Here is a 13743-nt window from a genome sequence, read left to right as displayed (position 1 = left end):
TTCAGTCCTCTCTTCTGCAATCGGGTTCATCGGATTCGGTGGCGCTCATTCTAGCGGATTCCCCCACGCTGCTCCCGGCCATGGTCCATTGATCGCGGCCACCGCTCTTCGAACGGTACATGGCCTGATCGGCCGCCGCGATCAGTTGTTCTGCGCACGGGGCGTGGCGCGGATAGATCGCGATGCCGAGGCTCGCGGTGATGCCGACGCTGCGGCCGCCGAATTCGAACCGCAGCCCTTCGATCACCTCGATGATGCGGCGCGCCAGCTCGCACAGCTCCTTCTCCCCCGCATCGGGCACCACCACGCCGAATTCGTCGCCCCCCAGACGGCAGAACATCTCGTTGCGGCGGATGACGTCGCCGACCTTGTCCGCCAGGGCGACCAGCACCTCGTCGCCGGCCTGGTGGCCGAACTCGTCGTTGATCGGCTTGAAGCCGTCGAGGTCGATCGCCACGAGCCCGACCTGACTGTCACGGCGCGAGGCGTCCGCGAGCTGCCGGTCGAGCTCCTCGTGGAAACGGCGGCGGTTGTAGAGGCCGGTCAGCGGATCGTGCTCCGCCAGCTCGACCAAGCGTTGCGCGGTGCGGCGCTGCTCGGTGACATCCTCGTAGATCCACACACGTCCGATGCCGCGGCGCCCCTGCACGGCCTCGACCAGCGCGGCGATGTCCGTGACGATGCGGCCATCCTTGAAATGCACTTCGTGGGGCTCGCTGACGACATAGGTGCGCACCACTCCGTCAATGTGTTCGAAGTAGGCCTCGGGCTGCTCGATCAGCTCGGCGACGCGGCTCTGCAGCACGACGTCGCGCATGCCGATGAGGTTCTCGTCGGGGGGGAAGCCCCAGATGTCGAGCATCGCGCGGTTGTAATAGAGCACGCGGTGATCGCGGTCCATGAACAGGATGCCCAGCCGGATGACGTTGAGCAGCGCGGACAGGCGCTGGCGCTCGTCGTTCGAGCGCGCGAGGTAGCGCTCGCGCAGCGCCTGGGCACGCCGCAGCTCGGTGACGGTTTCGAGGAGCTTGTATTCGGCTTCCTTGCGCGCCTGGATGTCCTCGGCCGACATCCTGAGGCCGGCCGGCTGCCCGCCCTCCCGGCCGAGCGGCCGCCAGTGGCAGGCGACCCAGCAGATGTGGCCATCCTCGCGCAACAGGCGCATCTCGAAATCCTCGCCGGGACTTCCCTCGGCGACGCGCTGCGCCATGCGCTGGCAATAGCGGCGGTCCGATTCGTGCACCAGCAGGGCGAGCGCATCGGGCGCCTGGAGGCAGGCAGAGGGATTCCAGCCCGTCAGCCGTTCGATCGAAGGGCTGATCCAGGTCAGCCGCCCGCGCATGTCGAACAGGGCTTCGACGCCATGCACGCCTTCGGCGATCTCGCGCAGTCGGGAAACCCCGACGGCGACCGCATCCAGGCGCTTCGCATAATCCGCGGGCGCCTCGCCGCCGCCCGCTCCGGCCGATAGGCGCACGACGCCGTCCAGCGCATCGAGACGCGACGCGATGGCCGCGTCGTCACCCGTCTGGCGGCGAACGGCGGCGCTGGCCTGGAGATACACGGCCGCGGCACTCAGCCCCCCGGCCGCGAGAATGCCGAGCGCCAGCAGCCCCCATTCGCCGGCAATGCCGAAACGCGCACCGGCCAGCGCGCCAAGGCCCGCGAGGAGGGCTCCGGCCACGCCCGCGAAGACCGGCGCCGCCCGCGATGGGGCGTCCTTCCCGTTCACACGGCCTCCGCACGCACGCAGCGCACACACCGTCGGCCGGACAAGGCGCGCGCGTCCGTCATAGCGTCTTCACGAAAACCTTGGAGCGCCGCTGGTAGTTGTACAGCTCGCGCTTTTTCAGCGGCAGCGCCTCGGGGCCGATCTCGCTGAAACCGCGTTCGCGGAACCAGTGCGCCGTGCGCGTCGTGAGCACGAAGAGGCGCTCGAGGCGCTGCTTGCGCGCGCGCTGCTCGATGCGACGCAGCAGCTGGTCGCCGAGTCCGGCGCGGCGGTATTCGGGCGTGACGGCGAGACAGGCGAGCTCCGCGGCGCGCTCGTCGGAAAACGGGTACAACGCCGCACAGCCGACCAGCACGCCGTCGTGCTCGACGACCGAGAAGCGGTCGATCTCCTGCTCCAGCAGTTCGCGCCCGCGCCGCACCAGGGTGCCGTCCGCCTCCATCGGCGAGATCAGCGCGACCAGCGCGGCGACATCCTCGACACTCGCGTCGCGCAGACGGAACAGCGGATCACGCGACACGACAGTGCCTACCCCGGCGTGGGTGAAGAACTCCAGCAGCAGGCCGCCGTCCTTGTCGTGATCGATGAGGTGAACGCGCGCGACGCCGCGGCGCACCGCGCGGATCGCGCACGGCAGGTAGAGGTCGAGGTCCTCGGTGAGGCCTTCCCCGGCATTGAACATGCGCTCGGCCTCGTCCGCCGTCACCGAATCGATCAGGCGCTGGTCCGCGTCGAGGAGGCCCGGCGCGTCGCACAGGTAGATCAGCTTCTCGGCCTTCACGGCGACGGCGACGGCCTCGGCGACCTCCTCCATGCTGAGGTTGAAGATCTCGCCCGCCGGCGACACGCCCATCGGCGAGATCAGCACGACGTTCTGCTGGTCGAGGTCGGCGTTGATCTCCTCTGCGATGATCTTGCGCACGGCGCCCGTGTATTGATAGTCGACGCCGTCGACGATACCGACCGGGCGGGCCGTGATGAAGTTGCCGCCCGTCACGCGCATGTAGCTGCCTGCCATCGGCGTGTTCGGCAGCCCCTGCGACAGCAGCGCCTCGACTTCGAGGCGCGTCACCGCCATCGCGGCCTTCACGCACTCGAGCGCATCGGCGTCGGTGACGCGCAGTCCGTTGTGGTAGCGCGGCTCCAGCCCGCGGCGGGCGAGTTCGGCTTCGATCTGCGGCCGGGCACCATGCACGAGCACGAGGCGGATGCCCAGCGCGGCCAGCAGGTTGCAGTCGTAGGCGAGGCTCTGCGCGCGCGCGCCGGCCGCGACTTCCCCGCCGAAGGCGATGACGAAGGTGCGGCCGCGAAAGGCATGGATGTAGGGCGCGGCCCCGCGCACCCAGGCCACGAACTGCTCCGTCGACGCCGCGATGTCGGATGCCGCGGGATTGGGGTTGGGGTTGCCGGAGTTGGAATGGCCGCTCAAATCATCACCATCAGGAAATCGGAAAGCTCGCCGGACGCGGCACATGGCACGCATGCCCGGTCCATTCTAGCGGAATACACCACACATCGCGGCGCGACCTCCGCACGCGATCGGGCCATCGGCGCAGTCCCGTTCGTCAGCGTCGCAATGCGGACTCGAGCCGCTCGCACAAGGTACGCAACACCTTGATGCGGGCAAAGAGCTTGTTGTCCGCCTCGACCAGGGTCCACGACGAGTTCTCGGTGCTGGTACGGTCGACCATGTCGCACACGGCGCGGCCGTAGTCGTCCCATCGTTCGCGGTTGCGCCAGTCCTCGGCGGTGATCTTGAAGCGCTTGTGCGCTTCGGCTTCACGCTCGCGAAATCGTTCCAGCTGCTCGTCCTTGCCGATCTGCAGCCAGAACTTGACGACCACCGCTCCGGCGTCGGCCAGCTGATCCTCGAAGTCGTTGATCTCGGAGTACGCGCGCATCCAGTCCGCCTCCGAACAGAAGCCCTCGACGCGCTCGACGAGGACACGGCCGTACCAGGAGCGATCGAAGATCGCCACCCGGCCCTGGCGCGGCAGGTGCCGCCAGAAACGCCACAGATAGGGCTGGGCACGTTCTTCCTCGGTCGGCGCGGCCACCGGCACGACGTGGTACTGGCGCGCGTCGAGCGCGGCGGTGACGCGGCGTATCGTGCCACCCTTGCCCGCGGCATCCGCGCCTTCGAACACGAGAACGAGGGACCGGCTGCGGAAGGCCTCATCGCGCGTGAGCAGCGCGAGCCGCCCCTGATAGCGCTCGAGGAGCTCCTGATACTCCTTCTTGTCCAGCGGCTGCCGCAACTCGAGGCTGCCGAGCAGGTTGCGCGCGTCGGGCGCGGGCGGCAGCGGAGGCGCCGTCTGGCGTGCCACCCAGTGGCGCGCGTCGGCATCGAGACGCTTGCGCAAGGCATTGTGCAGGGTGCGCGCAACGAGGAGCTCGCGATAGCACGGATCGGAACCATCGACGATCATCCACGGCGCATCGCCCGTACTGGTGTGGCGCAGAGTATGTTCGGCCACTTCACGATAGCGGTCGTAGCGCTCGTAGGCATGCCAGTCCTGCTCGGTGACCCGCCAGCGCGTACGCGTATCCTTTTCCAGTGCCTTGAGGCGTTTGCGCTGCCCGTCCTTCGAAAGATGGAACCACAGCTTGAGCAGCAGCACCCCTTCGCGCACCAGCATCGCCTCGAAGCGGTTGATCTCATCGAGGCGCTGGTCGAGGTCGGCCTTCTTCGACACCTTCTCGACGCGCTCGCGCATCGGGTCCGTGTACCAGTTGCCGAAGAGGATGCCGATGCGCCCGCGCGGCGGCAGCGCGCGCCAGAAACGCCACATGAAGGGGCGCTCGGCCTCGTCGGTGGTCGGCGAATCGAAGGCTTGCGTCTGGATATGGCGCGGGTCCATCCACTCGTTGAGCAGATTCACCGTCTCGCCCTTGCCGGCGCCGTCGATGCCGTTGATCAGCACGACGACGGCAAAGGATTTCGCTTCGAGAAGGTCGAACTGCGCGTCGAGCAGCTGCGCGCGCAGCTCCGGTTCGGCGGCGTCGTATTCGTCCTTGTCCACCTTGTGGCCCAGTTCAGCCGATTCGAACATCGCCCAGCTTCCTCAAAAATCGCCCCACACCGCCTGCAGCGCCGCCATCGCGGCCAGCCCCGCAGTCTCGGTGCGCAGTACGCGCGGCCCCAGGCCCATGCCGGCACAGCCCGCGCTGCGACAGGCCGCAAGCTCGTCGTCGGACCACCCCCCTTCCGGACCGATCAGCAGGTGCACCTCCCCCGCCGGACGCCCGGTGTCGAGCAGACGCTGCGTGGCCGCAGGATCGAGGATCAGGCGTACGCCGGCACAGGGGCGGGCGAGATAGTCGCGCAATCCGGCGATCGGCGCGACAGCCGGTACGCGGTTGCGTCCGCTCTGCTCGCACGCCGACACGGCGACCTGCTGCCAGTGCTCGACGCGCTTCGCCGCACGCTCGCCGGCAAGCCGCAGCACGGAACGCTCCGCCTGCACCGGCACGATCGCGGCCACCCCCAGTTCGACCGCCTTCTGCACGATCCAGTCCATCTTGTCGCCGCTCGCGAGGGCCTGCACCAGCACCAGCCGCAGCGGCGACTCGCGCTCGACCTCACGCCGCTCCTGCAACTCGGCGAAGCACTGCTTGCCGCGCAGCCGCAGCACGGCCGCGACCTCGCCGCCCGTGCCGTCGAACAGGATGACGGGATCGCCGTCGCGCAGGCGCAGCACGCGCGACGCATGATGGGCCAGCGCCTCGGGCAGCTGGGTCTCGCCGGAAGCCGGCAGCGGAAGGGGGCAAAAGAAGCGCGAAATCATCGTGGTGTATTATAAGGACACTGCATTCCCGCGAGACCCGCGCGCGACACGGCCATGATTTCCAGCGTTCCCGACCACCCTTCATACGCCGCCCCTGCGCCAGCCGGCACGGCGCGCCGGAATGCATCGCCCCCCAAAACCGCAACCGTCGCGAGGCGCCGCTGATGCCCACGGCCAGCCAACGGCTCGCGCAGGCGCGGGCGCTCGAATCGCTGGCGCGCGACATCGCCCGCGAGGTGATCCTGCCGCGCTACCTCAAGACTGCACGCAACCGCAAGGCGGACGGCACGCTGTTCACCGAGGCCGATCTCGAATCGCAACGCCGCTTTTCCGAAGAGTTGCCCAAGCTGGCGCCCGGCGCCGTGCTCGGCGAAGAGATGAGCGCCGCGGAGCAGGCCCATTTGTGGAGCGAGGGACGACGCGGCATGTGGTGTATCGACCCGATCGACGGCACGACGAACTTCGCCAACGGAATTCCCTTCTTCGCCGTTTCGATCGCCTATCTGGTCAATCACGAGACGCGCTTCGGCGTCGTCTACAACCCGGTCACCGACGAATCCTTCTACGCGGCCAAAGGCGCCGGCGCTTTCCTGAACGGCGTGGAACTGCCGCTGCGGGTGGCCGCGGCACAGCTTTCGGACGCGGTGGCCGGCATCGACTTCAAGCGCATCAGCCACCACCTGGGCGACGAGCTCGCGGTGCGGCCGCCTTATTTCTCGCAACGCAATTTCGGCTCGAGCGCGCTCGAATGGTGCTTCGTCGCCGCCGGACGACTCGACGTGTATGTGCATGGCGGACAGATGCTGTGGGACTACGCGGCCGGCAAGCTGATCCTGGAGGAAGCGGGCGGCACGGCGACCGCGCTGGACGGGGGAACGCTGATCGCGGGACCGTCGATCAAGCGCGGCGTGATCGCGGCCGCCAGCCCCGGGCTGTTCACGGACTGGCGCAACTGGGTCAGCGCCCACTCCTGATCGGCCGATTCCAGGCGCCCCGCCCGCCCCCCCATCCGGACAGACCCATGACTTCGCCCGCCACCGCACGCTCCGGCTTGCAGGAACGCCGCTCGCACCAGCACGTGCGCGAGATCTTCGTCGAAGCATGCGAACTGATCACGCCCTTCTTCGCCCGGGAGAACCGCTGGGGCAACTCGACGCTCGACCACCTCGCCTACCGCGTGCTGCGCGACCATTACCCCGAACTCTCCTTCGAGGAAGTTCACGTGCTCGTCGTCGCAGCCCACCGCGTCCATTCCAGCCGGGGCTCGCGCCCCGCCGACGCCTGAAAGCGGCGCCTTTGTCCACGACCTCCCCGCAACGGCCTCCATCATGTCGACCAAACATCCCATCATCGCCGTAACCGGCTCGTCGGGTGCCGGCACCACCACGGTCAAGCACACCTTCGAGGCGATCTTCCATCGCGAGAACGTGAATGCTGCCATCGTCGAGGGCGACAGCTTCCACCGCTACACGCGCGACGAGATGACCAGGCTGATCGAGGAAGCCGAACGGGCGGGCCAGCGGGGCATCAGCCATTTCGGTCCCGAGGCGAACCTCGTCGAAGAGCTGGAGGCCCTCTTCCGTGCCTACGGCAAGTCCGCAACGGGGCGCCACCGCAACTACATCCACGACGCCGAGCGCGCCGCGCGCACGGGCCTGCCGATGGGCAGCTTCGGTGAATGGGAGGATCTCCCCGTCGGCACCGACTGCCTGTTCTACGAGGGCCTGCACGGCGCACTCGTGACGGACAAGTTCGACGTCGCCCGCCATGTCGATCTTTTGATCGGCGTGGCACCGACGATCAACCTCGAATGGATCCAGAAGCTGCACCGCGATACGCGCGAGCGCGGCTACTCGCCCGAGGCGGTGCAGGACACGATCCTGCGGCGGATGTACGACTACGTGCATTACATCGTCCCGCAGTTCTCGCGCACGCATATCAACTTCCAGCGCGTGCCGGTCGTCGACACCTCCAATCCCTTCATCGCACGTGAAGTCCCCACGCTGGACGAGTCGATGGTCGTAATCCGCTTCAAGGACCCGCGCGGCGTCGATTTTCCCCACCTGCTGCGCATGATCCACGACGCCTTCATGTCGCGCGCGAACAGCATCGTGATCCCCGGCGGCAAGCTCGATCTGGCGATGCAGCTCATCCTCACGCCGCTGATCTGGAAGCTGATGGAGCGCCGGCGCGAAGCGATTTGAGCCCCCGGAGGGCGCGCGCCGGCGCGATATTTGGCCTGCGCGCACAGGGAGTTGGCCCTTTTTGCAGCGCAGCAGACGCTACCCAAGCCCCCCGTTTTTCGGCGATAATCCGGCCTTTTCCCAGCCGGCCAAAGGCCCGAGAGATCCATGCAGGCAGCCCGCAACGACAACCCGCGCAACGTGCGGCCCCCGGTCTTCAACCCCGTCACCGGCGCGATCCGCGCCCTGGCGATGGATGCCGTCCAGCAGGCCAACTCGGGCCACCCGGGTGCTCCGCTGGGCATGGCCGAGATCGCCGAAGTGCTGTGGCGCCATCACCTGCGCCACAACCCGGCAAACCCGACGTGGGCCGACCGCGACCGCTTCGTGCTGTCGAACGGCCACGGCTCGATGCTGATCTACGCGCTGCTGCATCTCACGGGCTACGACCTGCCGATCGAGGAACTCAAACGCTTCCGCCAGCTGCACAGCAAGACGCCGGGCCACCCGGAGTACGGCTACACGCCGGGCGTCGAGACGACCACCGGCCCGCTCGGCCAGGGCATCACCAACGCAGTCGGCATGGCGCTGGCCGAGAAGATGCTGGCCGCGGAATTCAACCGTGACGGCCACGCCATCGTCGACCACCACACCTACGTGTTCCTCGGCGACGGCTGCCTGATGGAAGGCATCTCGCACGAAGCCTGCTCGCTCGCCGGCACGCTGGGCCTGGGCAAGCTGATCGCCTTCTACGACGACAACAACATCTCGATCGACGGCCATGTCGACGGTTGGTTCACCGACGACACGCCCAAGCGCTTCGCAGCCTACGGCTGGCAGGTGATCGCGAACGTGCAGGGCCACGATCCGGGCGAGATCGACGCCGCGATCCGTGCCGCGCAGGCCAACACCGCGCAGCCGACGCTGATCTGCTGCAAGACCGTGATCGGCGCGGGCGCCCCGAACAAGCAGGGCAGCCACGACGTGCACGGCGCCCCGCTGGGTGCCGCCGAAATCGCCGCGACACGCGAGCACATCGGCTGGACGCATGCCCCGTTCGAAGTGCCGGCCGACGTCTACGCCGCGTGGAATGCGCGCGAGAAAGGCAAGACCCTCGAAGCCGGCTGGAACGAGCGCTTCGCCGCCTACGCCAAGGCCTTCCCCGCCGAAGCCGCCGAATTCACCCGCCGCATGGCGGGCGAGTTGCCCGCCGACTGGTCGGCCCACGTCGACGCGGTGATCGCGAAAGTCGTCGACAAGGCCGAGACCATCGCCACCCGCAAGGCGAGCCAGAACAGCATCGAGGCCTTCGCGCCCAAGCTGCCCGAGATCGTCGGCGGCTCGGCCGACCTCGCCGGCTCCAACCTGACCCTGTGGTCGGGCGCCAGGGGCGTCACGAAGGAAGCCGGCGGCAACTACATCTACTACGGCGTGCGCGAGTTCGGCATGGCCGCCATCGCCAACGGCATCAGCCTGCACGGCGGCCTGATCCCCTACACCGCCACCTTCCTGATGTTCAGCGAGTACGCGCGCAACGCCCTGCGCATGGCCGCGCTGATGAAGATCCGCCAGATCTTCGTGTTCACGCACGACTCGATCGGGCTGGGCGAGGACGGCCCGACGCACCAGCCGGTCGAGCAGACCGCGACGCTGCGCCTGATCCCCAACATGGACGTGTGGCGCCCCTGCGACACCACCGAATCGGCCTTGGCCTGGGCCAACGCGATCGAGCGCAAGGACGGCCCCTCGGCACTGCTGTTCTCGCGCCAGAACCTGCCCTTCCAGGCGCGCTCGGCCGAGCAGATCGCGGCGATCCGCCGCGGCGGCTACGTGCTGTCGGAAGCCACCGGCGGCAAGCCGCAGGCGGTGATCATCGCCACCGGCTCGGAAGTCGCCCTCGCGGTCGCGGCACAGAAGTCGCTCGCCGAAGCCGGCATCGCGGTGCGCGTCGTGTCCATGCCCTCGACCAACGTGTTCGACCGCCAGGACCGCGCCTGGCAGGCTGAAGTCCTGCCCGCGGGCCTGCCGCGCGTCGCCGTCGAAGCGGGCGTCACCGACGGCTGGCGCAAGTACGTCGGCCTCGAAGGCGCGGTGATCGGCCTCGACCGCTTCGGCGAGTCCGCCCCCGCCGGCGAGCTGTTCAAGTATTTCGGTATCACTGCAGACGCGGTCGCAGAAGCCGTGAAGCAGATCGTGAAGTAAGCGTCGTCGCCGCGCTCCCGGCGCAGTCGGCGCCGGCAGTCCGCGGCGCCGACTTTCAGATTGTGCTGTTCGTATCATTGCTCCGGGAGAATCCTCGATGACCATCAAACTCGCCATCAACGGCTACGGCCGCATCGGTCGCTGCACGCTGCGCGCCCTGTACGAACTGGGTCTGCGCGACCAGTTCGAGATCGTTGCGATCAACGCCTCCGGCGATCTGGCTACCAACGCCCACCTGACGAAGTACGACACGACCCACGGCCGCTTCGCCTTCCCGGTCGAGACCGAAGGCGACAACGTCATGATCGTAAATGGCGACCGCATCCCCTTCTTCTCGACCAAGGATCCGCTGGGCGTGAACTGGGGCGACCTGGGCGTCGACGTGCTGCTCGAGTGCACCGGTGCCTACACCGCCAAGGCCAAGGCCGAGGTGCTGCTCAAGCAGGGCGCGAAGAAGGTGCTGATCTCCGCTCCCGGCGGCGATGACGTGGATGCGACGATCGTCTATGGCGTGAACCACGACGTGCTGACCGCGGCGATGACCGTCGTGTCGAACGCCTCGTGCACGACCAACTGCCTCGCACCGGTCGCGAAGGTGCTGCAGGACAACATCGGCATCGAGAAGGGCCTGATGACGACCGTGCACGCCTACACCAACGATCAGGTACTGGTCGACGTGCGCCACAAGGATCTGCGCCGCGCCCGCGCCGCCGCGCAGAACATCATCCCGACCAAGACCGGCGCCGCCAAGGCCGTCGGCCTGGTGCTGCCCGCGCTGAAGGGCAAGTTCGACGGCTTCGCGCTGCGCGTGCCGACGATGAACGTCTCGCTTGTGGACCTCACCTTCACCGCCAGCCGCGCGACCTCGAAGGACGAGATCACCGCGTTGATGAAGGAAGCCGCCAAGGGCGCGCTGAAGGGCATCCTGGCCGTCAACGAAGACCCGCTGGTGTCGATGGACTTCAACCACGACCCGCACTCCTCGATCTTCGACGCCACCCAGACGCGTGTGATGGACGGCAACCTCGTCAAGGTGCTGGCCTGGTACGACAACGAGTGGGGCTACTCCTGCCGCATGCTCGACGCTGCGCGCGCATTCCACAACGCGAAGTAATACACCCGTACCAAAGCAATCCGACGCCCTGCCTCAGCGGGGCGTTTTCACATCGGGAACGAATCCATGCAAGTCAAGAAACTCGTCGACCTCAACGTCGCCGGCAAGCGCGTCTTCATCCGCGCCGACCTCAACGTGCCCCAGGATGAAGCCGGCAACATCGTCGAAGACACCCGCATCCGCGCGTCGCTGCCCTCGATCAAGTACTGCCTCGACAACGGCGCCGCGGTCATGGTCACTTCGCACCTCGGCCGCCCGACCGAAGGCGAATGCCGCGCCGAAGACACGCTCGCGCCGATCGCCGTGCGCCTGGGCGAACTGCTCGGCAAGCCGGTGCGCCTGATCCGTGACTGGGTCGAGGGCGGCTTCGAGGTGAAGCCGGGCGAAGTCGTCCTGCTCGAGAACTGCCGCTGCAACAAGGGCGAGAAGAAGGACAACGAAGAGCTCGCGACGAAGATGGCCGCGCTGTGCGACATCTACGTCAATGACGCCTTCGGCACCGCCCACCGCGCCGAGGCGACGACCCACGGCATCGCCCGCTTCGCGCCGGTCGCCTGCGCCGGCATGCTGATGGGCGCCGAGATCGACGCCCTCACCAAGGCCACGGAATGCCCCGCCCGCCCGCTCGTCGCGATCGTCGGCGGCGCCAAGGTGTCGAGCAAGCTGACCATCCTCAAGACCCTGGCCGAGAAGGTCGACCAGCTCATCGTCGGCGGCGGCATCGCCAACACCTTCCTGCTCGCTTCGGGCCACCGTATCGGCGACTCGCTCGCCGAACCGGAACTGGTCAAGGAAGCGCAGGCCGTCATGGACATCATGAAGGCCCGCGGCGCCGAAGTGCCGCTGCCGGTCGACGTCGTCGTCGCCGACGAAGTCTCCGCACTGGCGCGTGCGAACCGCATCCCGGTCGAGGAAGTCGGCCCGCACGACCGCATCCTCGACGTCGGCCCGAAGACCTCGGCGAAGCTCGCCGAGATCATCGCCCACGCCGGCACCATCGTGTGGAACGGCCCGGTCGGCGTGTTCGAGCACAACCAGTTCGCCGGCGGCACGAAGATGATGGCTTCGGCGATTGCGCACTCGGACGCCTTCTGCATCGCGGGCGGCGGCGACACGCTCGCGGCGATCGCGAAGTTCCACATCGCCCAGGACGTCGGCTACATCTCGACCGGCGGCGGCGCCTTCCTCGAGTTCCTCGAAGGCAAGACGCTGCCGGCGATCGCGGCGCTGGAAGGGCGCTTCAACGACTGAGTAAGCCCTCGCGCGAGGCGGGCCCGACAACACCCCGGGCCCGACATGAAAACGGCCACCGCGAGGTGGCCGTTTTCATTGCTGCAAGGGTGCCGGACGCTCAGCCGCAGCTGCAGCTCCCGCAACCGCCGCACTTCTGCTTGCGCGTGACGAGATACACCGCGATCTGCTCACGGTCGAATTCGAACTCGTCGCTGCTCCCGTAACCGATCCCCGGCTGGAAGGTCTGACCGTCGATCACGATGGTCAGCGCGTGCAGGTCGCTCGCGGGATCGTGGGCGACCGAAAGGTCGTAGCTGCCGCCACGCGGCAGGCTGTCGAGCAGGGAGCGGGTAACGTCGTCGATCATGGGCGCTTCATCCTTCAGGGGGTAATCGTTCGCCGAACGGCATGGCACTGCATCCGACGGCGATGCATTCTCCCGGATCGACCTCCGCGGGATATTGTCGGAGGTCAACCGGATGCGTCAGCGCGTGTAGTAACCGACGCCGACCAGCATGTCGTCCACGCGCCGGATGAACGAATGCTTGGTCTCCAGCTTGTCGGTAACCGGGTTGCGCCACGCGTAGTCGAGTTCCCCCTCGCCCTTGCGGCTGACGATATTGACCATGTCGGCAACGATCGCCTTGCCCTTGGGATCCCGCACCGCACGTCCGTCGCTGCCGACCAGCTTGGGCATCGCGCCGTGCGCGAGGAAGCGCTGCGAATTCATGTCGATCGCGAACACATACAGGTCGTCCTGCACGAAGCCGCCGTCGAGCGCGTTGAAGGCCGCCACAGCCGCCTGGGCGCCCTTGTCCTTCACCGCCGCGACCGCGCGTTCCAGCAGTTCCTTCGCCTGAGCGGGCATCGCGCGCGGCACGTAATAGCCGACGGCGATGATGCGCTCGCCGACCTTGCGGAACAGCGTCACCTTCGGCTCCTCGCGGTTGTCGACCCGATTGAGCCAGCGATACTCGACGCGCCCGGCCTCGCTTTTCGCCGCGACATCGAGCATTTCGCGGAAGAAGGGCTTGCCCGCAGCGTCCTGCATGGTCGCCACGTTGCGCCCCACCAGGGCCACCGAGGAACCGCCGCTCGCAAGCATGGTGCCGTCCGTGCCCAAGGCGTACACGTACAACTCGCGGTCCTTGAACTGCGGCGCACGGTTGAACTCGTCGAACGCCGCATCGCCGACTTCGCGGAAACGCGCCACGGCCTTGTCGAGCAGGCGCTGGCTGCGGTTCTCGTCGGCGCGCTGCACGAGGGCGCCCTGTGCCGACGCGGGCACGGGGTCGGCGGCAAGCACGGGTTGCGCCATCAGGACGAGCGCGCACAGCGAAGCGACGGGAGCGAGTTTCATGGTGTTCGGAAGTCCGGTGATTTAATTGATGAAGGTAAAATTATAGGAAGCTTCAGCATATGTCGAGAGGCCGGCGCGGGCGCGGCGGAGAAGCCGCACCACCGCGGGGGTGAACGAGCCCCGCCCGACGG

General features: G+C 67.6%; 12 protein-coding genes. 6 read left to right on the top strand and 6 right to left on the bottom strand.

The genetic code is table 11. The annotated features are described in order from the left end of the window. Nucleotide 1 precedes the first annotated feature (1 nt). From F464_RS0102680 to F464_RS0102665, 4 genes are all read right to left on the bottom strand, one after another. Nucleotides 2–1732, bottom strand: coding sequence for a sensor domain-containing diguanylate cyclase (locus tag F464_RS0102680; protein ID WP_018988231.1), 1731 nt, complete (start codon nt 1730–1732; stop codon nt 2–4). A 58-nt stretch (nt 1733–1790) separates the two neighbouring features. After that, entirely contained in the window at nt 1791–3161 is a 1371-nt protein-coding gene (gene argA / locus F464_RS0102675; protein WP_018988230.1) for an amino-acid N-acetyltransferase, read from the bottom strand. Between the two features lie 136 nt (nt 3162–3297). Beyond that, on the bottom strand, nt 3298–4785 hold the full coding sequence (gene pap, locus F464_RS0102670; RefSeq protein WP_018988229.1) for a polyphosphate:AMP phosphotransferase: 1488 nt from the start codon (nt 4783–4785) through the stop codon (nt 3298–3300). Between the two features lie 12 nt (nt 4786–4797). Beyond that, nucleotides 4798–5520: a 16S rRNA (uracil(1498)-N(3))-methyltransferase gene (locus tag F464_RS0102665; protein ID WP_018988228.1), complete on the bottom strand. Its 723-nt coding sequence runs from the start codon at nt 5518–5520 to the stop codon at nt 4798–4800. A gap of 164 nt (nt 5521–5684) precedes the next feature. Here F464_RS0102665 and F464_RS0102660 point away from each other — a divergent pair, with 164 nt between their 5' ends. The 6 genes from F464_RS0102660 to F464_RS0102635 all read left to right on the top strand — a co-directional run bounded on the left by F464_RS0102660 (nt 5685) and on the right by F464_RS0102635 (nt 12270). Next, entirely contained in the window at nt 5685–6494 is an 810-nt protein-coding gene (locus F464_RS0102660; RefSeq protein WP_018988227.1) for an inositol monophosphatase family protein, read from the top strand. 47 nt (nt 6495–6541) lie between these two features. After that, on the top strand, nt 6542–6805 hold the full coding sequence (locus F464_RS0102655) for a hypothetical protein (RefSeq protein WP_018988226.1): 264 nt from the start codon (nt 6542–6544) through the stop codon (nt 6803–6805). Nucleotides 6806–6848: 43 nt separating this feature from the next. Continuing rightward, a complete protein-coding gene (locus tag F464_RS0102650) occupies nt 6849–7724 on the top strand; it encodes a phosphoribulokinase (protein WP_018988225.1) in 876 nt (291 codons plus the stop codon). A 147-nt stretch (nt 7725–7871) separates the two neighbouring features. Then, complete coding sequence (tkt, locus tag F464_RS0102645) at nt 7872–9905, top strand: transketolase (protein ID WP_018988224.1); 2034 nt, start codon at nt 7872–7874, stop codon at nt 9903–9905. A gap of 97 nt (nt 9906–10002) precedes the next feature. Beyond that, nucleotides 10003–11019, top strand: a complete 1017-nt coding sequence (gene gap, locus F464_RS0102640) for a type I glyceraldehyde-3-phosphate dehydrogenase (protein ID WP_018988223.1) — start codon at nt 10003–10005, stop codon at nt 11017–11019. 66 nt (nt 11020–11085) lie between these two features. Beyond that, complete coding sequence (locus F464_RS0102635; protein WP_018988222.1) at nt 11086–12270, top strand: phosphoglycerate kinase; 1185 nt, start codon at nt 11086–11088, stop codon at nt 12268–12270. Between the two features lie 100 nt (nt 12271–12370). Here F464_RS0102635 and F464_RS0102630 read toward each other — a convergent pair whose 3' ends face one another. Together F464_RS0102630 and F464_RS0102625 are read right to left on the bottom strand one after the other, a co-directional pair. Beyond that, entirely contained in the window at nt 12371–12619 is a 249-nt protein-coding gene (locus F464_RS0102630) for a hypothetical protein (RefSeq protein WP_018988221.1), read from the bottom strand. A gap of 117 nt (nt 12620–12736) precedes the next feature. Continuing rightward, nucleotides 12737–13612, bottom strand: coding sequence for a cache domain-containing protein (locus F464_RS0102625; RefSeq protein WP_018988220.1), 876 nt, complete (start codon nt 13610–13612; stop codon nt 12737–12739). Nucleotides 13613–13743 lie beyond the last annotated feature (131 nt).

Origin of the sequence: Aromatoleum toluclasticum ATCC 700605 (genome assembly GCF_000378245.1) — a bacterium.
Taxonomy (GTDB): Bacteria; Pseudomonadota; Gammaproteobacteria; order Burkholderiales; family Rhodocyclaceae; genus Aromatoleum; species Aromatoleum toluclasticum.
The sequence above is the reverse complement of the archived record's forward strand: the minus strand, read 5'-3'. Positions and strand labels throughout refer to the sequence as shown.

Bases quoted from the DNA above. Each gene is read 5' to 3' on its own strand.
- tkt (WP_018988224.1), top strand. From the start codon at position 7,872: ATGCAGGCAGCCCGCAACGACAACCCGCGCAACGTGCGGCCCCCGGTC.
- pap (WP_018988229.1), bottom strand. From the start codon at position 4,785: ATGTTCGAATCGGCTGAACTGGGCCACAAGGTGGACAAGGACGAATAC.
- F464_RS0102635 (WP_018988222.1), top strand. From the start codon at position 11,086: ATGCAAGTCAAGAAACTCGTCGACCTCAACGTCGCCGGCAAGCGCGTC.
- F464_RS0102665 (WP_018988228.1), bottom strand. From the start codon at position 5,520: ATGATTTCGCGCTTCTTTTGCCCCCTTCCGCTGCCGGCTTCCGGCGAG.
- F464_RS0102650 (WP_018988225.1), top strand. From the start codon at position 6,849: ATGTCGACCAAACATCCCATCATCGCCGTAACCGGCTCGTCGGGTGCC.
- F464_RS0102630 (WP_018988221.1), bottom strand. From the start codon at position 12,619: ATGATCGACGACGTTACCCGCTCCCTGCTCGACAGCCTGCCGCGTGGC.
- F464_RS0102655 (WP_018988226.1), top strand. From the start codon at position 6,542: ATGACTTCGCCCGCCACCGCACGCTCCGGCTTGCAGGAACGCCGCTCG.
- F464_RS0102660 (WP_018988227.1), top strand. From the start codon at position 5,685: ATGCCCACGGCCAGCCAACGGCTCGCGCAGGCGCGGGCGCTCGAATCG.
- gap (WP_018988223.1), top strand. From the start codon at position 10,003: ATGACCATCAAACTCGCCATCAACGGCTACGGCCGCATCGGTCGCTGC.
- F464_RS0102625 (WP_018988220.1), bottom strand. From the start codon at position 13,612: ATGAAACTCGCTCCCGTCGCTTCGCTGTGCGCGCTCGTCCTGATGGCG.